Origin of the sequence: Leisingera sp. UBA4491, assembly GCF_002388965.1 — a bacterium.
Lineage (GTDB): Bacteria > Pseudomonadota > Alphaproteobacteria > Rhodobacterales > Rhodobacteraceae > Leisingera > Leisingera aquaemixtae.
Window position 1 is genome coordinate 34,757 of sequence record NZ_DGNN01000026.1, and the last position, 23,669, is coordinate 58,425.

Consider the following 23,669-nt stretch of genomic DNA (forward strand, 5'->3'; position numbering starts at 1 on the left):
AGGGCGCGGGCAGAGCTGGCGGGAGCGCCCCGCCTTGCCTGCACGCTGCCTTGCCTGCGCGCCGGAGCGCCTTACAGCGCCCGGACGGCTGCCAGCACCTCGTCCGCGTGGCCGTCGACCTTGACCTTGCGCCAGACCTGCGCGATGCGGCCATCGGCATCAATCAGGAAGGTGGAGCGTTCGATCCCCCAGAACTTCTTGCCGTACATGCTCTTCTCTTTCCAGACGCCGTAATCCTCGCACACCGTGCCGTCCGCATCGGACAAAAGCGGTGCCGTCAGCCCGTGTTTGGCGGTGAATTTGTCGTGCTTGGCGACGGTATCCTTGGAGATCCCGAAAACCTGCGCGCCGGCATCGGCGAAGGCCTGCAAAGCCTCTGAAAAGGCGATGGATTCTTTGGTGCAGCCGGGAGTATCATCGCGGGGGTAGAAAAACAGCACCACGGGCGCGCCCTTGAGGCTGGACAAAGTGACCTCTCCGCCGCCGCTGCGGGGCAGGGTAAAGGAAGGGGCGGGATCTGAAACGTCGGGCATTGGCCTGTCTCCGGTAATTTGCGCAACTCACTGCGCGGCAACCATAACCCATGAGCAGCAAAGGGAAAGCTGAGATCAAACCTGCCGGCGAGAATAACCGCGCTGCGGCCGAGGCCGTGCCCGTGCGCGGGCCTGGCCCGGGCCCGGACGCCAGTCTGGCGGCGCCGGCGCGGCGGCGCTGGCGCTGGCGGCTGCTGCGCGGTGCGGTCTGGCTGCTGGCGCTGCTGAGCTTTCTGGCGGCCGGCGCCATCTATTTCGGCCTCGGCACCCGGCTGGATGCGCCGGACTGGCTGCGCCAGCGGGTGGAGACCCGGATCGAGCGGCATCTGAACGGGCTGCAGATTGAATTCGGCGCCATCCATGTGGTCGTCAGCAAGGGCTGGCGGCCGCGGGTCAGCCTCAAGGACGTGGTGCTGCGCCATCCGGACGGCGCGGTGTTTGCCCAGCTGGCGGATGCCCAGGCCAGCCTGGCGATGCGGCCGCTGCTGCGCGGCAGGATCCAGCCCAAGCAGATCTCGCTCAGCGGTTTGTTCGCGGTTTTGCGGCGCAATCCGGACGGCACCCTGGCGCTGAGCTTTGCCAGCGGCGGGCTGCCGGCACGGCAGGCGGGCAATCTGGTGCAGCTGATCAAGCAATGGGACAGCCAGCTGGACAAACCCGTGCTGGCGGCGCTGCGGGGGGTGGAGACCAGCGAGCTGACGCTGTCTTACACCGATGACCGCCTGGGCCGCGCCTGGACCCTGGACGGCGGCCAGATCCGGCTGCAGAAAAGCGGCAGCGCGGTATCGGCCTCGGCGGTGTTTTCGGTGCTGAGCGGGCGCGGCGACGTGGGCACGGTCGAGGCCAGCTATATCTCGGAGATCGGCAGCCCGGAGGCGGAGTTCGGGGTTCTCGTCTCGGACATCGCCAGCGAGGACATCGCGCTGCAGAGCCCGGCGCTTGGCTGGCTGGGGGTGCTGCGGGCGCCGATTTCCGGCTCCTTGCGCGGCGGGGTGCGCAGCGACGGCACGCTGGAGCCGGTGCAGGCCAGCCTGCGGATCGGCGAAGGGGTGATCCAGCCGGAGGCGCAGACCCGGCCGGTGCCGATCACCGGCGCGCGCAGCTATTTCACCTATGACCCGGCGGCCCAGATGCTGGAATTCGCCGAACTCAGCGTGCAAAGCGGCTGGGGCTCCGGGGTGATGCAGGGGCAGGCCAGCCTGGCTGGGATCCAGAACGGGCAGCTGACCGGGCTGACCGGCCAGCTGCGCTTTGCCGATCTGGAGCTGAACCCGCGCCGCCTGTTCGAGACGCCGGTGAAATTCCCGGCGGTGGACGCGGATTTCGATCTGCGGCTGAAGCCCTTCCGGCTGCGGCTGGGCGAGATGCTGGTGCGCGACGGAGCCAGCCGGATCCATCTGGACGGTGAGATCGGGGCCGGGCCTGAGGGCTGGGACTACGACCTGAACGGGCGGGTCGATCAGGTCGGGGCGGACCGGATCAAGCAGCTGTGGCCCGAGGCGCTGGCGTCCAAGCCGCGCGAGTGGGTGAGCGACAACCTGCATGCGGGACTGGTGCGCGACGTGGGCTTTCACATGCGCGGGCGCGGCAGCGGCAAGCCTTTCATCAGCCTGGATCTGGCCTTTGAAGAGGCTGAGGTGCTGTTTCAGAAGTTCATGCCGCCGGTGCGGCAGGCGGCGGGTCAGCTCAGCCTCTACGGCAACCGCTTTGTCGTGACCGCCTCCAAGGGGGTGGTCACGCCGGACCAGGGCGGGGACGTGGATGTGACGGGCACCTCCTTCATCATCCCGGACACCACGGTGCGCGACGGCACCCCCGGCATTGCCCGGATTGCTGCGCGCGGCTCCGTCACGGCGGCGCTGTCGCTGCTGAACCGCGAGCCGCTTGAGGTGATGGACAAGGCGTCGCTGCCGGTCGATCTGGCGGCGGGGCAGGTGGAGGCCACGGGCACGCTGTCGCTGCCGCTGCGCAAGGGCGTGCAGCCGGAGGAGATCCTCTACCACTACAGCGGCGAGGCGCGGGCGGTGGAGACCAGCAAGCTGGTGGCGGGCCATACCGCGGCGGCGCCGCTGCTGAAGATCGAAGGCAACCAGGGCGAGGTGCGCATCAGCGGCAGCGGCAGCCTGTCGGGCGTGCCAGTGACCGTCAGCTGGGCGCAAAAGACCGGCAAGGACGCCCCCCGGGGCAGCCGGGCCGAGGGCACCATCGAACTGTCGGCAGACGCGGTGTCGGCTTTTAACCTGGGCCTGCCGCGCGGATCTGTCTTTGGCAAGGGACAGGGCCGTTACACGGTGGATTTGCAGCCCGGCGCGCCGCCTGAGCTGCAGCTGGAGTCGGACCTGGCGGGGGTCGGGCTGAGGATTGCGGAAATCGGCTGGCAAAAAAGCGAGGCGGCGTCCGGCAGGCTGTCGCTGTCGGCGGAGCTGGGACGGACCGCAACGGTGGAGCGGCTGGAACTGGAAGCGCCCGGGCTGGCGGCCGCGGGCCGGGTGACCACCCGCGAGGGCGGCGGGCTGGATCAGGCGGTGTTTTCCTCGGCGCGGGCGGGCGACTGGTTCCAGGGCGCGGTGACCTTCCGAGGGCGCGGCAGCAACGCGCCGCCCGCCATAGACGTGACCGGCGGCAGGCTGGACCTGAGCCGCTCGCCGTTTTCGGCAGCCTCCGGAAGCGGCAGCGGCGGCGGCGGCGGCAGCAGCGGCGGGCCGGTTCCGATCAGCCTGCGCCTGCAGAACCTGCAGGTCACCGACAGCATCGGGCTGCAAGGCTTTCAGGGGCGGTTCTCGACCCAGGGCGGCATGAACGGGGAGTTCACTGCCCGCCTGAACGGGCAGACGCCGGTGGCGGGCACCGTGGTGCCGCAGAACAACGGCACTGCGGCGCGCATCCGTGCCAATGATGCCGGCGGCGTGTTCCGCTCTGCCGGGATTTTCGAGCATGGCCGCGGCGGCAGTTTCGACATGACGCTGGTCCCCGCGGACAAGCCAGGCGAGTACGACGGGCGGGTCAGCGTGCGCAACATCCGGGTGCGCAACGCGCCGTCAATGGCTGCGATCCTGAATGCGATCAGCCTGGTCGGGCTGCTGGACGAAATGACCGGGCAGGGCATCCTGTTCACCAGCATGGACGCGCGGTTCCGGCTGGGCGGCTCGCATCTGATTCTGCACCAGAGCAGCGCCGTGGGGCCGTCGATGGGGCTGTCTCTGGACGGCAATTTCGATCTGAACAGCAGCCGCCTGAACATGCGCGGCGTGATCTCGCCGGTGTATCTGCTCAACGCCATCGGGCGGGTGCTGTCGCCCCGGGACGGCGAGGGGCTGTTCGGCTTTACCTTCACCCTGCGCGGCACCGCGGACGACCCGTCGGTCTCGGTCAACCCGCTGGCCGGGCTGGCGCCGGGGTTCCTGCGCGAGATCTTCCGCGGCCCGCCGCCGAAAGTGCCGGGGGACGACAGGGCGTTCTCTGTCGACGGCGAAGTGCTGGAGGAGGGCGAGGAACAGGTCCAAACCCCGCGAGGGGCCAACAAGTAAACTGGCTGGGGGTGAAAATCGCCATAGATTTTCCCTGCAGCACATCCTATAGCGCGCGCCATGAAACTCAGCGATTTCGACTTTGACCTGCCCGACGCTCTGATTGCCACCCGGCCTGCCAATCCGCGCAGCTCGGCCCGGCTGCTGGTGGCTGCGGGCGGCAATCTGCACGACGGCCGTGTGACCGATCTGGTGGACTGGCTGCAGCCCGGCGACCGGCTGGTGCTGAACGACACCAAGGTGATCCCGGCGCGCCTGAGCGGGCTGCGCCACCGCGACAGCGCGCAAGGGCCGGTGGCGGCCAAGATCGAGGCAACCCTGCTGGAGCCGCGCGCCGATGGCAGCTGGGCGGCGCTGCTGAAACCGCTGAAAAAGATCCGCGAGGGCGAGGAGATCGTCTTCTCCGATGACCTGAGCGCGACCCTGGAAGCCATCGAGGACGGTCAGGGCCACCTGCGCTTCAACCTCAGCGGCACCGATTTCGACGCCGCGCTGGCCGAGGCGGGCGCGATGCCGCTGCCGCCCTATATCGCCGCCAAGCGCGCCGCGGATGAGCAGGACAAGACCGATTACCAGACCGTCTGGGCCAGGAATTCGGGCGCGGTGGCAGCGCCGACCGCGTCGCTGCATTTCGACACGCCGCTGCTGGAGGCGCTGAAGGCGCGCGGGGTTGAGATTTCCTATGTCACCCTGCATGTCGGCGCGGGCACCTTCCTGCCGGTCAAGGTGGAGGATGTGACCACCCACCGGATGCATGCGGAATGGGGCAAGGTCAGCGAAGGCGCGGCGGCGGACATCGCGGCGACAAAAGCAGCGGGCGGCCGGGTCATTCCGGTCGGCACCACGGCGCTGCGGCTGATCGAGAGCGCCGCCAAAGACGGGCAGATCCATGCCTGGGAAGGCGACACCGACATCTTTATCTACCCGGGGTTCGAATTTCAGGTGGCGGACGCGCTGATGACCAATTTCCACCTGCCGAAATCGACCCTGCTGATGCTGGTCTCCGCCCTGATGGGGCAGGAGGAGATCCGGCGGATCTATGACCATGCGGTGCGCAGCGGCTACCGGTTCTTTTCCTATGGCGATGCGTCGCTTTTGATCCCGGCAAAGGCGGATACACCGTAGAGAAAAGGCGCGAAATCACCGACAAGCGCCGCAATGATGACCCTTGAGCACGCGCGCAGGGTCATGAAACCGAAATCAGAATCGGCGATACCGGCCACGCGAGCCTTGATCGCCCGGACATAACATTCAAATGTGATGGCAGCCCGTCCCTTGTGGAGGGCTGCTTTGCTTTCAAAGGAGGCATCGGAATGCTTCAGGTACTTTCGAGCGCTTGGGCGCTGCTGTTGGGCGTTTGCCTGCTGATGGTGGGCAACGGCCTGCAGGGCACCATGCTGGGGGTCCGGGGCGACCTGGAGGGGTTCTCCTCGTTCGAGATGTCCCTGGTGATGGCGGCCTATTTCGTGGGCTTCCTGGGCGGCTCGCGGCTGGCGCCGGAGATGATCCGGCGGGTCGGCCACGTGCGCGTCTTTGCGGCGCTGGCCTCCTTTATCTCGGCGGTGATGATCCTCTATCCGCTGCTGCCCAACACCATCGCCTGGGCGCTGGGGCGCATACTCATCGGGTTCTGCTTCTCGGGCGTGTATGTGACCGCCGAAAGCTGGCTGAACAACGCCGCCGACAACACCAACCGCGGCAAGGCGCTGTCGCTGTACATGATCGTGCAGACCATCGGCATCATCACGGCGCAGGGGCTGATCCAGGTCGGCGACCCGGCCGGGTATGAGGCCTTCATCATCGCGTCGATCCTGGTTTCGATCTCTTTCGCGCCGATTTTGCTGTCGATCTCGCCGACCCCGGCCTTTGACACCACCAAGCCGATGACCCTGCGCAAGCTGTTTGAGACCTCGCCCCTGGGCTGTGTCGGCATGTTCCTTCTGGGCGGGGTGTTCTCGGCCCAGTTCGGGATGAGCGCGGTGTACGGCTCTGCCGCCGGGCTGACCCTGACGCAGCTGTCGATCTTTGTCTCCGCCTTTTATGTCGGCGCGCTGCTGCTGCAGTATCCGCTGGGCTGGCTGTCGGACCGTATGGACCGCCGCTTCCTGATCCTGATCGCGGCCCTGGCGGGCGGCGGCGGCGCTGTGGCGGGCTTCCTGTTCGGCACGGATTTCAAGATGCTGCTGGTGGCGGCCTTCTTTATCGGCGGCCTGTCGAACCCGCTGTATTCGCTGCTGATCGCCTATACCAACGACTACCTGGAGCATGACGACATGGCGGCGGCCTCGGGCGGGCTGATCTTCATCAACGGGCTGGGCGCCATCGCCGGGCCGCTGATCACCGGCTGGCTGATGGGGGATGCGGTGTTCGGGCCTCCGGGCTTTTTCACCTTCATCGCCGCGCTGATGTTCGTGATGGCCGGCTATGCGCTGTACCGTGCGACCCAACGCGCTTCGATCCCGGTTGAGGAGACCGGCAGCTATGCCGCTATGTCGCCGACGGCAACGCCGGTGGCGGTCGAGTTTGCCCAGGAATACGCAATCGACACCGAGCTGGAGGAGCAGGAATCCGCCGCTGCGGAGAAGTGATTGCGCTAACCAGCCGTTTTCGTGAGGATTATTTCACTCGCAGGTCTTGCCTGTCGCAATTTGTGACCCAAGGTTACTTGTAATGGCAACGTAAAATGGCCTGAAATCAGGGTCAGGAAAAACTTGGAGTTAAGACCGATGGCTGGTCCCAAAGAGATACTTGCATTCTGGCTCGACGAGGTCGGGGAGAAGGGATGGTATCTGCAGGATGAGGCGCTGGATCAGGAGATCCGCACAAAGTTTCAGAAAACCTGGCAGGAGGCTTGCGAGGGCAAGTTCTCCTTCTGGCTGACCTACCCGAGCGGGACGCTGGCCTATGTCATCCTGATGGACCAGTTTCCGCGCAACATGTTCCGCGGCAAGGGCAAGGCGTTTGCCTCTGACCCGGCGGCGCTGTCGGCGGCCAAGGTGGCCATCAACAAGAAGTGGGACATGAAAATCGACGAGCCGGCGCGGCAGTTCTTCTATCTGCCGCTGATGCATTCGGAGAACCTGTGCGATCAGGAACGCTGCATCCGGCTGATGATGGAGCGGATGCCGCAGACCGGCCGCGCCAACCTGCTGCACGCCCGCGCCCATCGCGAGGTGATCCGCCAGTTCGGCCGCTTCCCCTACCGCAACGAGGCGCTGCACCGCGCCAGCACCGCGCCCGAGCGCGACTATGTCATGTCGGGCGGCTACGGCGAGACCGTGCGGCAGATGCAAGCGGCTGGCTGACGCCGGCGCTGCTGGAAGATTTTAACGCCGCGCCTGGAAACGGGCGCGGCGTTTTCTGTTGCGTGGTCCCTTGTGCCAAGGGGCGGCCTGCGGCAGGGAGGGGCTCTGTATTTCGAACACGCCATTGAGGACCGCCGCATGACCACAGCAGAATTTCCGATGACCGGCAGCTGCCGCTGCGGCGCGACCGTGATTGAGGTTTCCGCCGCGCCGGTGCTGACCGCGGCCTGCCACTGCCGCGGCTGCCAGAAGATGAGCGCCAGCGCGTTCTCCCTGACCGCGATGTTTCCGGCGGAGGCCTTCCGGGTGGTGCAGGGCGCGCCGGCCGTTGGCGGCGCCAAGGGGCCGGAGCTGGCGCATTACTGCTGCCCGGAATGCATGACCTGGATGTTCACCCGCATCACCGGCGTCGAGGCGTTTGTGAACGTGCGTCCGGTGATGTTCGGCGATATCAGCTGGTTCCGGCCGTTCGTTGAAACCTGGACCGCTGCCCGGCTTCCCTTTGCCGGGGTCGCGGCTGAGCACAGTTTTGCGCAGTTCCCCTCGATGGAGGAGTTCGGCGCGCTGCTGGAGGCCTTTGCCGCGGCGCGCTGATGCCGGGTCAGCTGCCGGGTTGGCCCGGCGGCGGCGGGCAGGCGCTGCCGTCCTGCAGCAGCGGGACGGCGCGGATGATGCGGCCGGCGAGTTCCGCCGCGCCGGCGCGGCCGGCCTGTTCCGCCGATTGCAGCGGCAGCTGCCGGACCCCGGCCAGATTTGTCTGCAGCTGGTCCAGGCGCTCCTCGATACGGCCGAGGCGGGCCGCTGAGGCGGTGTCTGCTCCGTCCAGGCCTGCTCCGTCCTGCCCCTGTCCGTCTTGCCCCGGTCTTTCCTGAAGGGCGGCGCGCAGGCTGGCCAGATCCTCCCGAAGCCCGGTTGCGGCGGTGTGCAGCGGGGCAACCTGGCTGGCGATCTGCTCCGCATGGGCGGTGACGGCAGAGGCGGCGGCCATCAGCTTCCACCCCAGAAACAGACACAGCGCCAGCAGGATCAGGGTGGCGTTGAGAAGGGCCTTGGCAAGATCGGCAACCGTCCGTTTCATATTCTTCCGCTCCCGGCTGTGGATTGCTGTGCATGTTTCAGCTTATGCTGGCCCGGAACCAGCCTCGCTGCCAAGCGGAAACCTGCCGGAGCGCGCAGGGCCGCAATGCCGCAGAAGAGGATGATTGCAGTGCAGAAAGAAATAGTTTAACGGTAAACTAGTTTTATGGATCCTGTTCAAGGCGAGGGGACAGCATGGCCGCACAATCCTATGACGTGATCGTAATCGGCGCCGGGCCGGGGGGCTATGTTGCCGCCATCCGCGCAGCGCAGCTGGGGCTGAAGACCTGTGTGGTCGAGCGCGAGCATCTGGGCGGCATCTGCCTGAACTGGGGCTGTATCCCGACCAAGGCGCTGCTGCGCTCCTCGGAAGTGTTCCACCTGATGGAGCGCGCCAAGGATTTCGGCCTGAAGGCGGAAAACATCGGCTATGACCTGGACGCGGTGGTGAAACGCTCGCGCGGGGTGGCCAAGCAGCTGTCTTCCGGCATCGGCCATCTGATGAAGAAGAACAAGATCGACGTGGTGATGGGCGAGGCGTCCATTCCGGCCAAGGGAAAGGTCTCGGTCAAAACCGACAAGGGCACGCAGGATCTGACCGCCAAGAACATCGTGCTGGCCACCGGCGCCCGTGCCCGCGAACTGCCGGGGCTGGAAGCGGACGGCGATCTGGTCTGGACCTACAAGCATGCGCTGGACCCCGTCCGGATGCCGAAGAAGCTGCTGGTCATCGGCTCCGGCGCGATCGGCATTGAATTTGCAAGCTTCTACAACACGCTCGGCGCCGAAACGACGGTGGTTGAAGTAATGGACCGGGTGCTGCCGGTGGAAGACGCCGAAATCTCCGCCTTTGCCAAGAAGGCCTTTGTCAAACAGGGCATGAAGATCATGGAGAAAGCCATGGTCAAGCAGCTGGACCGTGGCAAGGGCAAGGTGACCGCCCATATCGAGGTGGGCGGCAAGGTCGAGAAGCACGACTTTGACACCGTGATCTCCGCCGTGGGCATCGTCGGCAACGTCGAGGGCCTGGGGCTGGAAGAGCTGGGCGTCAAGGTCGACCGCACCCATGTGGTCACGGACGAATTCTGCCGCACCGGCGTTGACGGCCTTTATGCCATCGGCGACATCGCCGGCGCGCCCTGGCTGGCGCACAAGGCGTCCCACGAGGGCGTTATGGTGGCCGAGCTGATCGCGGGCAAACACGCGCATCCGGTCAAGCCGGAAAGCATTGCAGGCTGCACCTACTGCCAGCCGCAGGTCGCCTCCGTCGGCTATACCGAGGCGAAGGCGAAGGAGCTGGGCTATGACATCAAGGTCGGCCGCTTCCCCTTCATCGGCAACGGCAAGGCGATTGCGCTGGGAGAGGCCGAGGGCATGGTGAAGACCATCTTTGACGCCAAGACCGGCGAGCTGCTGGGGGCGCATATGGTCGGCGCCGAGGTGACCGAGCTGATCCAGGGCTATGTGGTCGGCCGCCAGCTGGAGACCACCGAGGAAGACCTGATGAACACCGTCTTCCCGCATCCGACGCTGAGCGAGATGATGCATGAATCGGTGCTCGACGCCTATGGCCGCGTCATCCACATGTGACGCAGCATTCCCGCGCCGCAGCTCTTGCCGCGGCCGGGTTTAGCGGGCAGGACAGGAAAAGCAGGCGCGGGTGCCTGCTTTTTCTATTAGAGGGCAGACAGTTTGACGGATGGCGGAACCTCCCGCTGGGGGCTGATCCTGGCGGTCTGGGCGGCGGGGCTGGGGGCGGCGGCGCAATACGGCAAGATTTCGGTGATCTTCGGCCGCATGGGCGAGCTGTACCCGCAGGCGGGAACGGCGCTCAGCTTCTCGGTGTCGCTGGTCGGGATGCTGGGCATCCTGCTGGGCGCGGTGGCGGGCCCCTATGCGGCGGCCTTCGGCTACCGGCGCACGCTGGTCTGGGCCTTGGGGGCCGGGGCGGCGGTGTCGGCCTTGCAGGCGCTGCATCTGCCGTTCGGGCTGTTCCTGGCCACGAGGGTGGCTGAGGGGCTGTCGCATCTGGGCATTGTGGTGGCCGGTCCGGTGCTGATTGCGCAGCTGAGTTCCGACCGCGGCCGGGGTCTGGCGATGACCCTGTGGAGCACGTTTTTCGCCGTGGCCTTTACCGTGCTGGCGTGGTTCGGCCTGCCGCTGGTGCGGGCCTGGGGCCTGCTGGCGCTGTTTGCTGCCCATGCGGCGGTGATGGCGGGGCTGGCGGTGCTGCTGGGCCTTGCCCTGCGCGCGGTGCCGGTGCCGCCGCGGGCGCCGCTGCCGCGGCTGGCGGAGCTGCCGGGCCTGCATCTGCCGATCTACCGCTCGCCCTGGATTGCGGCGCCGGCCGCGGGCTGGCTGTTTTACACTTGCTGCTTTGTGGCGGTGCTGACGGTGATCCCGCCCTATATCGCGGACACCGCGCGCGGGCTGGTGCTGGGGACGATGCCGCTGGCCAGCATCGCGGTGTCGATGACGCTCGGCGTCTTCCTGCTGCGGTTTCTGCCCGGGGTGCGGCTGGCGCAGCTGGGGTTCCTGGCCTGCGCGGCGGCGGCGCTGTGGCTGTGGGCCATGCCCGGCGCGCCGCTGGCCTGTATCGCGATGGCGGGCGCGATGGGGCTGGTGCAGGGCGGCTCCTTTGCCGCGGTGCCGCAGCTGAATGAAACCGCCGTGGCGCGGGCGCAGGCCAGCGGCGCGATGGCGCAGATGGGCAATTTGGGCAACACCATCGGCACGCCGCTGATGGTGCTGTCGCTGTCCGCGGCGGGGTTCGGCGGCATGATGGCGGCGCTGCTGGTGCTGTTCCTGAGCGGCGCGGCGGTGCATCTGCTGCTGGCCGCCCGGCGCCGCGGGACGGCCTGACGCAAGCGCTCCCGCCCGCCGCCGGTCCCCAAGGGGGACCGCCGCCCGTTGGGCCTAGCGCCGCGCGGGGCGCGGCGCGCCGGATTTCGGGGAAATCCGGACCGGCAAACGCAGGCGGTGCGGCTGCTGCCAGCTGCTGTCAGCAAACTTCCTCTTGTTCGTGATATGTTCTTTATGGGGGCTTGGCGTTTCCAATCGCATTCCCTATCTGTAGGGCTGGCGTCCGCCAAGGGGTCGGCGGGCGCGTGTACGGGGGCATTATGGCTGAGCTGAAATCCATCGAAGTGCGCGGTGCGCGCGAGCACAATCTGAAAAGCATCGACGTGGACATCCCGCGCGATGAGCTGGTGGTGATCACCGGCCTGTCCGGCTCCGGCAAATCCTCGCTGGCGTTCGACACAATCTATGCCGAGGGCCAGCGCCGCTATGTGGAAAGCTTGAGCGCCTATGCGCGCCAGTTCCTCGACATGATGGAAAAGCCGGATGTGGACCACATCAGCGGCCTGTCTCCCGCGATCTCGATCGAGCAGAAGACAACCTCGAAGAACCCCCGCTCCACCGTCGGCACGGTGACGGAAATCTATGACTATCTGCGTCTGCTGTTTGCCCGCGCGGGCACGCCCTATTCGCCGGCCACCGGCAAGCCCATCGAGGCGCAGCAGGTGCAGGACATGGTCGACCGGATCATGGAGATGGAGGAAGGCACCCGCGGCTTTCTGCTGGCGCCGATCGTCCGCGACCGCAAGGGCGAGTACAAGAAGGAATTCCTGGAGCTGCGCAAGCAGGGCTTCCAGCGGGTGAAGGTCAACGGGGAGTTCTATGAGCTCGACGAGCCGCCGGTGCTGGACAAGAAGTTCCGCCATGACATCGACGTGGTGGTCGACCGTCTGGTGGTGCGCGAGGGTATGGAGACGCGGCTGGCGGACAGCTTGCGCACCGCGCTGGACCTGGCTGATGGCATTGCCATTCTGGAAACCGCGCCCAAGGAGGGCGATCCGGAGCGGATCACCTTCAGCGAGAATTTCGCCTGTCCGGTCAGCGGTTTCACCATCCCGGAGATCGAGCCGCGGCTGTTCTCCTTTAACGCGCCCTTCGGGGCCTGCCCGCATTGCGACGGCCTGGGGGTGGAGCTGTTCTTTGACGAGCGGCTGGTGGTGCCGGACCAGAGCCTGAAGGTCTATGACGGCGCGCTGGCGCCCTGGCGCAAGGGCAAGTCGCCCTATTTCCTGCAGACCATCGAAGCAATCGCCAAGCACTATCAGTTTGACAAGAACACCGTCTGGAAGGACCTGCCCGAGAAGGTGCAGAAAGTGTTCCTCTATGGTTCCGGCGAGGAGGAGATCCAGTTCCGCTATGATGAGGGCGGGCGGGTCTACCAGGTGGAGCGGACGTTTGAGGGTGTCATTCCGAACATGGAGCGGCGCTACCGCGAGACCGATTCCAACTGGATCCGCGAGGAGTTCGAGCGCTACCAGAACAACCGCCACTGCCACCACTGCGAGGGCTACCGGCTGCGGGACGAGGCGCTGGCGGTGAAGATCGCGGGCGTGCATGTGGGGCAGGTGGTGCAGCTGTCGATCCGCGAGGCGCTGGCCTGGATCGAGGATGTGCCCAATCACCTGAGCCAGCAGAAGCAGGAGATCGCCCGCGCCATCGTCAAGGAGATCCGCGAGCGGTTGGGGTTCCTGAACAACGTGGGGCTGGAGTATCTGACGCTGTCGCGGTCCTCCGGCACGTTGTCCGGCGGCGAGAGCCAGCGGATCCGGCTGGCGTCGCAGATCGGCTCTGGCCTGACGGGCGTTCTCTATGTGCTGGATGAGCCGTCGATCGGGCTGCACCAGCGCGACAACGACCGGCTGATCGGCACGCTGAAGAACCTGCGCGACCAGGGCAACACGGTGATCGTGGTGGAGCATGACGAGGACATGATCCGGCAGGCGGATTACGTCTTTGACATCGGCCCCGGCGCCGGGGTGCATGGCGGAGAAGTTGTGAGCCAAGGCACGCCTCAGCAGATTGCCTCCGACGCGGGGTCGATTACCGGCCAGTACCTGGCGGGCACGCGGGAGATCCCGGTGCCGGGCAAGCGGCGCAAGGGCAACAAGAAGAAGATCAAGGTGGTGAAGGCCACCGGCAACAACCTGAAAGAGGTGACGGCGGAGTTCCCGCTGGGCAAGTTCGTTTGCGTGACAGGTGTGTCGGGCGGCGGCAAGTCGACGCTGACCATCGAGACGCTGTTCAAGACCGCCTCCATGCGCCTGAACGGCGCGCGCCAGACGCCGGCCCCCTGCGAGAGCATCAAGGGGCTGGAGCATCTGGACAAGGTGATCGACATCGACCAGCGCCCGATCGGCCGCACGCCGCGGTCGAACCCTGCGACCTATACCGGCGCCTTCACCCCGATCCGCGACTGGTTTGCCGGCCTGCCGGAGGCCAAGGCGCGGGGCTACAAGCCGGGCCGGTTCTCCTTCAACGTCAAGGGCGGCCGCTGCGAGGCGTGCCAGGGCGACGGGGTCATCAAGATCGAGATGCACTTTTTGCCCGACGTCTATGTGACCTGCGAAACCTGCAAGGGCGCGCGCTACAACCGCGAGACGCTTGAGATCAAGTTCAAGGGCAAGAGCATTGCCGATGTGCTGGATATGACGGTGGAGGACGCGCAGGGTTTCTTCCAGGCGGTGCCGGCGATCCGTGACAAGATGGACGCGCTGATGCGGGTGGGCCTTGGCTATATCAAGGTGGGCCAGCAGGCGACAACGCTGTCGGGCGGCGAAGCGCAGCGGGTGAAGCTGTCGAAAGAGCTGTCGAAACGCTCCACCGGGCGGACGCTGTATATTCTGGACGAGCCAACCACGGGACTGCATTTCGAGGATGTGAAGAAGCTGCTGGAGGTGCTGCACGAACTGGTGGAGCAGGGCAATTCGGTGGTGGTGATTGAGCACAATCTGGATGTGATCAAGACTGCGGACTGGATCATCGACATCGGCCCGGAAGGCGGCGACGGCGGCGGTGAGATTGTCGCGGCGGGCACGCCGGAAGCGGTGGCCGATGAGCCGCGCAGCCACACCGGGCACTATCTGAAGGACATTCTGGCGGCGCGGAAGGTGGCGGCGGAGTAGGGAGAGGGGCGCTGCCCCTCTTGGCCTTGCGGCCAATTCACCCCGGAGTATTTTGGGAAAGATGAAAGGGGGCGGATCCGCCCCTTTTCTTATGCCGTTTGGGCGGAGGCGGGGCGGGCCAGCAGCAGCGGCACCAGGAACAAGGCCAGGAAGGCCGAGTTCATCACTACGTTGAACCAGGCGCCCGCGGCGAGGGAGCCGAGGCTGTCGGGGATATACCAGGCCAGCAGCGCCGGAATCAGCAGCCGGCGGCCGAGCGCGGGGCCGGTGCTGTAGATATGATGTGTCACCAGATAGATCAGCACGCTGAAACCGCACATCAGGCCGCCGCTGATAGCGGTCATCAGGGCGGCCGGACCGGGCTGCGGCCGCTGCCCGCCGTCCAGCGGCAGAAAGGCCAGATCCAGAAAGAAGCCGAGGCCGTGTGCAAGCGGCGTTGCCAGCGCCAGCACCAAGGCCAGACCGAAGGCGGCGGACAGTACCGCGGCGGTTTTGAGCCAGCGGACGGAAGCGGAATGGGTCATCGGAACCTCCCTGTTGTGAACCGGCCCTAGACTGCGGGCAGGCAGGGAGAGAAAACAATTACCTTGGAGGGAAGTGTTTTTGTGCGCGGCTGCGGTAGAGTAGGCGCAGGCAGGAGGCAGCGGCGATGGCAGGCTTTGGCGGGGTTTTGAAGAAATGGCGGCAGATCCGGCGGCTGAGCCAGATGGAGCTGGCGCTGAGCGCCGGGGTGTCGCCGCGGCATCTGTCGTTTCTGGAGACCGGGCGCGCGCAGCCCAGCCGCGGCATGGTGCTGCGGCTGAGCGAGGAGCTGCAGGTGCCGGCGGCGGCCCGCAACCAGCTGCTGACGGCGGCGGGGCTGGCGCCTGCCCATGTGCGGCGGGATCTGAACGATGCGGAGCTGGCGCCGTTGCGTCAGGCGGCGGAGCGGATGCTGGAGCGGCATGAGCCCTATCCCGCCATGCTGATTGACCGGCACTGGCATCTGGTGGACATGAACCGCGCCGCGGCGCTGATGCTGGGCAGCGCGTGCATCACCCGGGGCAGCAGCCTGATCGAGGCGCTGCTGGGCAATGCCGCGCTCAGGGCGGCGCTGGACAATCTGGAGGAGGTCGAGCGGCACAGCCTGGCGCGGCTGCGGACCGAGCTGGCCAGTTTCGGTGCCGACCCGGTTCTGGAGCAGGCGATCGCGCGGCTGCAGCGCCGCGCGGCAGAGCCTGGGGGCGCGGACGACGGGGTCCTGCCCGCGGTGATCCCGGCGCGCTACCGGATGGGCGGGCAGGTGCTGTCGTTCTTTTCCACCATCACCCAGTTCGGCGGCACCGGCGATCTGGCGATGTCGGACCTGCGTATCGAGATGCTGTTCCCCGCCGATGAGGCCACCCGCGGCAGGCTGGAGGCGATGGCCGGGCCGGGCGGGGAAACCGGCGCTGGCGGTTAATTGTCCAGCACCGCCCCGGCGCCGATCAGGCGCAGCACCTTATGGGTTTCGCGGTTGACCTGATAGACATAGCCGCCAGCCTCGACATAGCTGCCGTAGGGATCCGGCGCCCAGCCGCCTGGCTCGCCGATCCAGACGTAGTCATCCAGAATGTGATCGCCGCGGCGGTAGAACTTTTTCGCCTGAGACGGAGGCACGCATTGCGCGGCTTGTCTGGTCAGACCGGCCGGGCATTGGAAGCTGGCCTGCTCAGGCTTGTCGTGGCCATTGCCGGCCGCCAGCGGAATGGCCAGCGCGCAGGCAGCGGCAAGAACGGTGAAGGGAACAATGTGACGGCGTACCATTTAAAGCGGATCCTCATTTCGCTGCCCACCACATAACCGCCCCTGCGGCAATTCCAAGAGCGCACGGAAAGGGGTGGCGGCAGGCTGCCGGTTGCCGCTTACGCGGCGGCAATAACCCGCGCTTCGAAGGCGCGCAGCGACAGCCGCGCGGCGGCGCCGCAGCCGCGGCCGCTTTTTGCGCACAGTTCCGGGAACAACTCGCGGATTTCCGCCTGCGTGTCCGCGTCAAAGCCGGCCGCGGTTTCCGGACCGGGCTGATAGCTTTCGCTGAGGGCGCCGTTGGCCCAGAGAATCTGGTGGCTGCCGAACAAGAGGTGGAAGTAGTCCGCCTGCGCCAGCTCCAGCGCCGGGCGGATGGTGGTGCCGTTGACCAGGTCCTTGGCCTTGACCAGCACTTCGGGTTCGCCGAACAGCAGCTCGGCCAGCGGGCCGGAGACAACCATCCGGTGCTGGGGCGAGACATAGAGGTCGCAGCTGTTGCCGAAGCTGCCTGCGGCAAAGCGGATCGGGGCGGTCGCGGCGGTGCAGGCAGTGCGGCGGCTGCCGGTCCACTGCAGCACCTGCGGGCCGTTGTCCAGGGTCAGGACCTCCATGCCGGGGCGCAGATCCTCGACCGGAACCTCGCCGCCGGGCACCCGGATCAGGGTGCCGCGCAGGAAGCAGGGGACGGTCTGGTTGATCTCCACCAGGCCGGTGTCGGAATTGCCCTGGCCGTTGTCCGCGGTGTAGTTGAAGTAAACCGTTTCCAGGTCGCCGTCGGTGACCACGGTGAGGGTGCCATCGGCGTTCAGGGTGATCTGCTGGCCAGTGGTCAGCGTGACGGTGTCGCCGGCTGAGACCTCGTAGTCGTTGATATGGGTGATGCTCAGCGTGCCGCCGGCGGCGGTGCTGTCGTTCTCCAGGACATCAATGACCCTGGTTTTGCCGATGGCGATGTCTTCCTGATCGTCTTCGGCAACAATCGCGGTCTGCACCGAACCGCCGGCAATCAGCAAGTTGGTGTCATAGGCAATGTCGGAGGTATCCGCGACGCCGATTTTCAGGGTGTTGACTTCACCCGCCGTCACCGGTGCGACAAACGTCAGGGTGATGGTGAAGCCGTCCATCTCCGTGTTGAAGCTGTCGCCGGTATTGTCGACATAGATGTTTTCGGTGCCATCGTTGATATTGCCGATCGAGGCGGTGCCGTCGCCGATGGAGACCTTCGCCTCGACCCCGTTCACCCAGACGCCGATCACGTCGTTGTACTGCGAATTCACGAACTCCGGGTATTCCTCGGAAGACAGCACGAAATCGATGGTCAGCGTGTCGCCGTCGGGGATGAATTCGACCTCGAGAATGGAGGCATCATAGGTCTGGGTGCCCGCCAGCGTGTTGAAATCCGCATCCCCGTCCACACCGCTGGTGTTGGTGGTAGTATCGGTTCGCTGGTTGGTGTTCGTGCTGCCGTCGCTGTTGGTGAAGTCGCGGGCGTGGCCGGTTGACAGGATCACCCCGGAATCCGCAGGCGCCACTCCCGGGGTAGTGGTGTCCGCGCCGGAGTAGATGCCCGAGGACAGCGCATCGCCGCTGTAGGCGGCGCCGGTCACCGTGACGCCGTCGCCGAAGATTTCCTCTGCCATCTGCAAAGCGCTGGCAGTGGTGTCGATGCTCAGTTCCGTTGCGGTTGCCATGGCGTCCAGTCTGCCTCCGGGTGCGCGGGGTTTTACGGTCGCTTACCGGAATGGTGGAGAAGTTAGACAGAACTGTGGCGCGGCGGCGTCTAAATCCGGATGTTTAATAAAACTCTACGGGTTTTCGCGGGGCGCGGAAAAGCATCAGGCCGGCCCTGTGCGGGGCCGGCCTGAAGCGGTGCTGTGGTTGTGCCGGATGCGCCGGAATGCGCGCGGGCCTCAGCCTTCGCGGCCGCGCTTTTCGAACCGGGGCAGCATGGCAGAGAAGTCCATGCCCTTGCCGTCTTCTTCCTCAACGAACTTCTTGTAGAGCGCCATGGCCAGTTCGCCCATCGGCGTGTCGGCATCGGCACTTTCGGCAGCCTGCTGGCTGAGACCCAGATCCTTGAGCATCAGTTCCGACGCGAAACCGGGCTGGTAGTTGTTGTCCGCGGGCGACTGCGGGCCAACGCCGGGGGCAGGGCAATAGGCGTTCATGGTCCAGCTGTAGCCGGAGGAGGTGGAGACGACGTCGAACATCTTCTGCCGGTCGAGGCCCAGCTTGTCGGCCAGGGCAAAGGCCTCGCAGGTGGCGATCATGGTGACGCCGAGGATCATGTTGTTGCAGATCTTGGCGGCCTGGCCGGCGCCGGCTTCGCCGCAATGCACGGCCTTCTGGCCCATGATGCCGAACAGCGGCTCTGCTGCCGCAAACGCCTCTGCCGAGCCGCCGGCCATGAAGGTGAGCGTGCCGCCCGCGGCGCCGCCGATGCCGCCGGAGACCGGCGCGTCCACGAACATCAGGCCCGCGTCCGCAGCCTGTTCGGCAACCGCGCGGGCGGAGTCCACGTCGACGGTGGAGCAGTCGATGAGGGTCGCGCCCTTGGCCATTGCCGGGATCACCTCAGCCGCGACAAGGCGCAGGATGGCGCCGTTGGGCAGCATGGTGATCACGGCATCGGCGCCTGCCGCGGCCTCGGGGCCGGAGGCGGCCATCTGCACGCCCTCGATGCTGACATCGGCCATGTCAAAACCGGTCACCTCGTGGCCGGCCTTGGCCAGGTTCGCGGCCATCGGGCCGCCCATGTTGCCAAGTCCGATAAATCCGATCTTCATGCGTTTTCCTCCTCAAATGTCAGCGCCTGCGCGCCGAGCGGCGCCAGCATCTCCTCAACCGCGGAGGCGGGAACTGCCTGGCTGGCGTATTGCCACTGCGGATTGCGGTCCTTGTCAATGATCTGGGCCCGGATGCCTTCCAGGAAATCGCCCTTTTCCATCGCCCGGTAGGTATAGCGGTATTCCAGGTCCAGCGCGCGGCGGATGGCGGGGCCATCGGCGCGCAGGCGGCGCAGCATTTCCAGCGTGCAGGCCATCGACAGCGGCGAATTGCGGTTCAGGGACTTCAGCGCCGCCGCCGCGAAGCCGCTGCTGTCTGCCTCAAGGCTTTGGCGGATGGCTTCGAGGCTGTCCTTGCCGAAATGCCTGGCCGCGTCCGCGCGGATGCCGCGCAGCTTGCCTTCGGGGGCGGGCTTGGCGGCGTCCTCGACCCGTTTGGCGGTGCCGGTTTCCTCCAGCGCGGCAATCAGTGCGGGCCAGCCGTCCTGCGGAATGAAGTAGTCGGCAAAGCCTGCGAGGATGGCGTCGTCCGCGCCCATCCGCGCCGCCGTCATGCCGAGGTATTCGCCGAGGTGATCCGGCGCCAGGGCCAGCATCAGGGAGCCGCCCACATCCGGCACCAGGCCGATGCCGACCTCCGGCATGGCGATCTGGCTGCTTTCGCCGACCACCCGGTGGGTGCCGTGGCAGCCGATGCCGACGCCGCCGCCCATGGTGAAGCCCTGCATGAAGCTGATCACCGGCTTCTTGTACTCGAAGATGCGCGCGTTCAGCCGGTATTCATCGCGCCAGAAAGTGCGGCCATAGGAGTAGTCGCCCTTGGTGCCGGTGTCATAGAGCTCGGCAATGTCGCCGCCCGCACAGAAGGCCTTTTCGCCTTCGGCGTCGATCACCACCAGCTTGACGGCATCATCCTCAGCCCAATCGCGCATAGCGGCGTCGATCGCCATGCACATCTCGTAGCTCATCGCGTTCAGCGCCTTGGGGCGGGTGAAGGTGATGCGGCCGGCCTGGCCGGACTTGCGGATATGGATATCACTCATCGGGCGTGCTCCGTCAGTATGTCTTGCCGCGGGCAGTGTGCTGATTGCAGGTTACTCTGCAATCAGCTGGCGCGCGACGATCAGGCGCATGATCTCGTTGGTGCCTTCCAGGATCTGGTGGACCCGCAGGTCACGCACGATCTTCTCGACGCCGTAGTCGGCGAGGTAGCCGTAGCCGCCGTGCAGCTGCAGGCAGCCGTTGGCCACGTCAAAGGCGGTGTCGGTCACCATCAGCTTGGCCATGGCGCAGAACTTGGTGGCGTCATGGGCGCCGTTGTCCAGCTTCCACGCCGCCTGGCGCAGGAAGGTTCGGGCGGCCTGCAGGCGGGTTTCATATTCAGCCAGCCGGAACTGCAGCGCCTGGAACTGGTTGATGGATTTGCCGAAGGCCTTGCGCTCGGACATGTATTGCACGGTCTGGTCCAGCGCTGCCTGGGCGCCGCCCAGGGCACCCGCCGAGATGTTCAGGCGGCCGCCGTCGAGGCCTGCCATGGCGTAGGAAAAGCCCTTGCCTTCCTCGCCGATCAGGTTGTCCGCCGGGATCGCGCAGTCGTCGAACTGCACCTGCGAGGTGGGCTGCGCCTTCCAGCCCATCTTGTCCTCCAGCGCGCCGAAGGAGAGGCCGGGGTTGCCGTCCTCGACCACCACAGTGGAGATGCCCTTGGGCCCGTCCTCGCCGGTGCGGCACATCACGACATAGGCGTCGGAGTAGGAGCCGCCGGAAATGAACGCCTTGGTGCCGTTCAGCACATAGCCGTCATTGCTGCGTTCGGCGCGGGTTTTCAGCGCCGCCGCGTCGGAGCCGGAGCCGGGTTCGGTCAGGCAGTAGGAGAAGATCTTCTCCATCGAGCAGAGGCTGGGCAGCCATTTCTGCTTGGTCTCTTCGGAGCCGAACTTGTCGATCATGCCGCCGCACATGTTGTGGATCGACAGGAAAGAGCCAACGGCGGGGTCGGCCATTGCCAGCGCTTCGAACACCAGTGTGGCGTCGAGGCGGGACAAACCGGAGCCGCCGTATTCTTCGGAGACATAGAGCCCGCCAAAGCCCAGTTCCGCCAGCTGCGGCCACAGGGATTTGGGGATGGTGCCGTCTTTCTCCCACTGGCGGGAGTGCGGCGCGATGTTTTCCTGGCCAAAGGCTTGGGCCATGTCAAAGATGGCCTGCTGTTCCTCTGTGAGTGCGAAATCCATATTCAGCTCCTCCCGTGGCGCAATGAATTGAACAGTTGTTTATTTAATAGCGCCCGGCGGACGCTGAGGCAAGCTGCGCAAATGCAAAGCCGCCGTGCAGCAATGCCGCAGGTGTAGCGGGACATTTCGCGTTGCAGTGCGGGACACTTCCCGTTGCAGCAACCCGTTTTTGAAAATCCCCTGATTTCTAGGGTTTTTCCGGGGTGGTTTCCAGCCCCGGCGGGGCGGGAATAGCGGCTGCCGAGGCGGCGGCCTCGGGACACTTCAGACTGCAGTAGTGATAAAGCCGCCGCCCAAACCGTTTAAATCCGGCGGGCGGCGGTGAATTTAAAGGGCGTTTGACAGGGCCGTAAAGCTAACGGACCTTACTGCAGCCTCCAGGAGGTTCGCCCCGATGGGTGCCAGCGCCCGTTTCCACAGGCCTAGCGCAGTTTCCCCCGGCAGGATTTGGACCCGCTCCTGTAGACGCTTGCCGTAGGCTACGACAGCAGGACCGGCATCAATCTCCGGTGTCATCCAGTAGACTGTCCCTCCAGTGAACCGGCCGCCGTTTGCCAGGCAATCCCGGATCGCGTGCTGGCCTTTGTAATCCGGCAGAATAGAGGGGTGGTAGCTGATGGCACCCAGCCGGGACCATTGAAGGAACCAGGCGGGGACGATGCGCAAGGAATGCGCGGAAACAATCAGGTCGGGCCGCCAGGGGAAATCCGCGCTGAGCAACGGCAACCGGCGCGGCTTTACGCAGTGGGGCACGCCCAATTCCTCTGCCGCAGCCTTGGCCAACTTATCCTCAGGTTCTGTGATCAGTGCGAGCTCAATGCCTTGGCCTGAGAGGCGGCGCAGCACCTCGGCAGCCAACCAGGAGCAGCCGATAACGGCCACGCGGAAGGGTTCTTTACTCGACATAGCGAAATCCTTGTACCGCCCGGAAGTGACCGCCTAAACGGCCCTTGACGCTGTCCCGCGCCTTAGACGAGGGCTGGCCCAAATTCGCGGAAACCTGCGCCCAGAGCGGGTGCCCTCTGAGCGCTGCAGCCAACCCGGGGTGGGACGTGTGAAAGAGAGACGGCATCGGGCGGCCGTAGCGGTTCACGCCCCGGCGCCAAAGTGCGCAAACTTCATTCAGAAAGCGCAGGCCGAGGCCAGCGCCCTGCCATTCGGGCATGATCACAAGACGGCAAGCGCGGGCTTCCACCAGGCCCGGCCGGGGCGCAAAGGCGACATGCGCAACGGGTTGGTCGCCGACAAAGCCGACGTAATAATCCGCCGCGACCATGCGGGGCAGTTTCAAGTAGTGATGCGGCTCAAACAGGGGCCAGTAGGAACCGTCGGTCTTGTGAATGTCCATTGCGATGCCCGGGGGCCGTCGAAGACGCCTCCATTTAAGTTCGGCGGCGCGGGTGGTGTCCTGAATTGCGCCCAGGGTAGACACCAGAACGGCTGGTGCCGGAACCCCGCGCTTTTTCAGTTCGGTCAGATCGAACTTGCCCGCAATAGTCATGCAGCGCGCCAGGTGCGGCAGGCGCTCCTTGACCCCGCTGCACACCGCATCCGTCAGGCTGTTGAGGTGATCCTCGCTCATGCTAGGTGATCCCCCCAAGTGCCGGTGACAAGATCGGCAAGGTCCAGCTCATCGTCCCGGGATATTCCGAGATAAGGGCGCGCGGGAATCCCGGAGCCGGTTTCCTCTCCGCCAAACTGGTGGTGCGCGCCGTAGATCAGCGCAGTGCCTACCTCAACTTCGGAGCCAGTTGCATAACTCGCGATGCTGTCGCGCAGGTCGCCGTCACTCACCAGCAGCGAATGGGCATCGTAGTCGCGGGTTTCGTCGTAGGCTTCCGACCAGGGCGCCCATTCCGCGCCGTCAGGCGCTAGCCGGGTGTCAAAGCGGCGGCGCGTGGAGATTTCCAGGACCGCCCCGGCATCATCCGCCAGCTCGGCCATCCGGAAGCCTTCCAGGGCCGAAAGCCGCCGGATCGCGGCGTCCAGGCCGATGGTGGTGAGTGAGGTGGAAACACCGGCCATGTTCAGAGGCCCCGCAGTTTGTCGCGGGTGAATATCCGGGCCGGGCCGCCGGACACGACCGGACGCGGGCCGGATGGGGCCGCGGGTTCGCCGGTTTCCTCATCGCCCGGCGCGGGCAGGTTCAAAAACGCCTTGCCCTCGGCCAGCTTGGCCAGGTGCTTGATGCTGTCTTCGTAGCGGCGGCGGTGTTCTTCCGAAAGGACGTCCCGTCCGAGGGCCAGACGGTACAGTGCAAGGTCCACGCTGAATTGCTTCAGAAGCGCTGGAACTTCGGGCAGCGGCAGCGTGTAACGCACACCCAAGTAGCTGTCGATCTCTTCCTTGGCCGAAGCCAAGCAGCGCATGAGGCCTTTACTGCAATATGAAGTGTCCCCTAACAGCCGCAGGGCTGCGCGGGCGCGATGGTGGTCTGGTCAGGAGAAAATTAACAAACT

Annotated in this window: 21 protein-coding genes; 9 read left to right on the forward strand and 12 right to left on the reverse strand. The window is 65.8% G+C overall.

Annotated features, from left to right (window positions below; genetic code table 11):
* Positions 1-71: 71 nt before the first annotated feature.
* Positions 72-533, reverse strand: coding sequence for a peroxiredoxin (locus B2P87_RS13760; RefSeq protein ID WP_141890415.1), 462 nt, complete (start codon positions 531-533; stop codon positions 72-74).
* Positions 534-583: 50 nt separating this feature from the next.
* Between B2P87_RS13760 and B2P87_RS13765 the strand changes: the two genes are divergently transcribed.
* The 5 genes from B2P87_RS13765 to B2P87_RS13785 all read left to right on the forward strand — a co-directional run bounded on the left by B2P87_RS13765 (position 584) and on the right by B2P87_RS13785 (position 7,959).
* Complete coding sequence (locus B2P87_RS13765; protein WP_141890414.1) at positions 584-4,060, forward strand: DUF3971 domain-containing protein; 3,477 nt, start codon at positions 584-586, stop codon at positions 4,058-4,060.
* Between the two features lie 60 nt (positions 4,061-4,120).
* Entirely contained in the window at positions 4,121-5,185 is a 1,065-nt protein-coding gene (gene queA / locus B2P87_RS13770) for a tRNA preQ1(34) S-adenosylmethionine ribosyltransferase-isomerase QueA (RefSeq protein WP_141890413.1), read from the forward strand.
* Positions 5,186-5,373: 188 nt separating this feature from the next.
* Entirely contained in the window at positions 5,374-6,648 is a 1,275-nt protein-coding gene (locus B2P87_RS13775; protein WP_058287008.1) for an MFS transporter, read from the forward strand.
* 138 nt (positions 6,649-6,786) lie between these two features.
* Positions 6,787-7,365 carry a DUF924 family protein gene (locus B2P87_RS13780; protein WP_058287007.1) on the forward strand — a complete coding sequence of 193 codons (579 nt, stop codon included), beginning with the start codon at positions 6,787-6,789 and terminating at the stop codon, positions 7,363-7,365.
* Between the two features lie 138 nt (positions 7,366-7,503).
* Positions 7,504-7,959, forward strand: coding sequence for a GFA family protein (locus B2P87_RS13785; RefSeq protein WP_141890412.1), 456 nt, complete (start codon positions 7,504-7,506; stop codon positions 7,957-7,959).
* A 7-nt stretch (positions 7,960-7,966) separates the two neighbouring features.
* Here B2P87_RS13785 and B2P87_RS13790 read toward each other — a convergent pair whose 3' ends face one another.
* Positions 7,967-8,443 carry a hypothetical protein gene (locus B2P87_RS13790; protein WP_141890411.1) on the reverse strand — a complete coding sequence of 159 codons (477 nt, stop codon included), beginning with the start codon at positions 8,441-8,443 and terminating at the stop codon, positions 7,967-7,969.
* A gap of 194 nt (positions 8,444-8,637) precedes the next feature.
* On the opposite strand from B2P87_RS13790, the gene lpdA reads away from it, so the two are divergent.
* The 3 genes from lpdA (at position 8,638) to uvrA (ending at position 14,423) form a co-directional block, all read left to right on the forward strand.
* Entirely contained in the window at positions 8,638-10,032 is a 1,395-nt protein-coding gene (gene lpdA / locus B2P87_RS13795) for a dihydrolipoyl dehydrogenase (RefSeq protein ID WP_141890410.1), read from the forward strand.
* A gap of 102 nt (positions 10,033-10,134) precedes the next feature.
* Positions 10,135-11,304, forward strand: coding sequence for an MFS transporter (locus B2P87_RS13800; RefSeq protein WP_244940811.1), 1,170 nt, complete (start codon positions 10,135-10,137; stop codon positions 11,302-11,304).
* 260 nt (positions 11,305-11,564) lie between these two features.
* Positions 11,565-14,423: an excinuclease ABC subunit UvrA gene (gene uvrA, locus B2P87_RS13805; protein ID WP_141890409.1), complete on the forward strand. Its 2,859-nt coding sequence runs from the start codon at positions 11,565-11,567 to the stop codon at positions 14,421-14,423.
* Positions 14,424-14,512: 89 nt separating this feature from the next.
* Here uvrA and B2P87_RS13810 read toward each other — a convergent pair whose 3' ends face one another.
* Entirely contained in the window at positions 14,513-14,947 is a 435-nt protein-coding gene (locus B2P87_RS13810) for an excinuclease ABC subunit A (RefSeq protein ID WP_141890408.1), read from the reverse strand.
* 125 nt (positions 14,948-15,072) lie between these two features.
* Here B2P87_RS13810 and B2P87_RS13815 point away from each other — a divergent pair, with 125 nt between their 5' ends.
* The gene (locus tag B2P87_RS13815; protein WP_141890407.1) at positions 15,073-15,864 is read left to right on the forward strand and encodes a helix-turn-helix domain-containing protein; all 792 of its coding nucleotides are present in this window, start codon (positions 15,073-15,075) and stop codon (positions 15,862-15,864) included.
* Here B2P87_RS13815 and B2P87_RS13820 read toward each other — a convergent pair.
* The 9 genes from B2P87_RS13820 to B2P87_RS13860 all read right to left on the reverse strand — a co-directional run bounded on the left by B2P87_RS13820 (position 15,861) and on the right by B2P87_RS13860 (position 23,579).
* Complete coding sequence (locus B2P87_RS13820; RefSeq protein WP_082649556.1) at positions 15,861-16,208, reverse strand: hypothetical protein; 348 nt, start codon at positions 16,206-16,208, stop codon at positions 15,861-15,863. The two genes, B2P87_RS13815 and B2P87_RS13820, sit on opposite strands and share 4 nt — an antisense overlap.
* Before the next feature lie 98 nt (positions 16,209-16,306).
* Complete coding sequence (locus tag B2P87_RS13825) at positions 16,307-17,881, reverse strand: choice-of-anchor L domain-containing protein (protein ID WP_141890406.1); 1,575 nt, start codon at positions 17,879-17,881, stop codon at positions 16,307-16,309.
* 219 nt (positions 17,882-18,100) lie between these two features.
* The gene (gene mmsB / locus B2P87_RS13830) at positions 18,101-18,976 is read right to left on the reverse strand and encodes a 3-hydroxyisobutyrate dehydrogenase (RefSeq protein WP_141890405.1); all 876 of its coding nucleotides are present in this window, start codon (positions 18,974-18,976) and stop codon (positions 18,101-18,103) included.
* Positions 18,973-20,019: an enoyl-CoA hydratase/isomerase family protein gene (locus B2P87_RS13835; protein ID WP_141890404.1), complete on the reverse strand. Its 1,047-nt coding sequence runs from the start codon at positions 20,017-20,019 to the stop codon at positions 18,973-18,975. Before B2P87_RS13835 ends, mmsB begins: the two co-directional genes overlap by 4 nt.
* Positions 20,020-20,070: 51 nt before the next feature.
* On the reverse strand, positions 20,071-21,210 hold the full coding sequence (locus tag B2P87_RS13840) for an acyl-CoA dehydrogenase family protein (RefSeq protein ID WP_141890403.1): 1,140 nt from the start codon (positions 21,208-21,210) through the stop codon (positions 20,071-20,073).
* A gap of 327 nt (positions 21,211-21,537) precedes the next feature.
* On the reverse strand, positions 21,538-22,116 hold the full coding sequence (locus B2P87_RS13845; protein ID WP_141890402.1) for a formyltransferase family protein: 579 nt from the start codon (positions 22,114-22,116) through the stop codon (positions 21,538-21,540).
* The gene (locus tag B2P87_RS13850) at positions 22,106-22,792 is read right to left on the reverse strand and encodes a GNAT family N-acetyltransferase (RefSeq protein ID WP_244940810.1); all 687 of its coding nucleotides are present in this window, start codon (positions 22,790-22,792) and stop codon (positions 22,106-22,108) included. Before B2P87_RS13850 ends, B2P87_RS13845 begins: the two co-directional genes overlap by 11 nt.
* Positions 22,789-23,235: a phage virion morphogenesis protein gene (locus tag B2P87_RS13855; protein ID WP_141890401.1), complete on the reverse strand. Its 447-nt coding sequence runs from the start codon at positions 23,233-23,235 to the stop codon at positions 22,789-22,791. The genes B2P87_RS13850 and B2P87_RS13855 overlap by 4 nt, the downstream gene beginning before the upstream one ends.
* A 2-nt stretch (positions 23,236-23,237) precedes the next feature.
* The gene (locus B2P87_RS13860; RefSeq protein ID WP_141890400.1) at positions 23,238-23,579 is read right to left on the reverse strand and encodes a gp436 family protein; all 342 of its coding nucleotides are present in this window, start codon (positions 23,577-23,579) and stop codon (positions 23,238-23,240) included.
* Between the last annotated feature and the right edge of the window lie 90 nt (positions 23,580-23,669).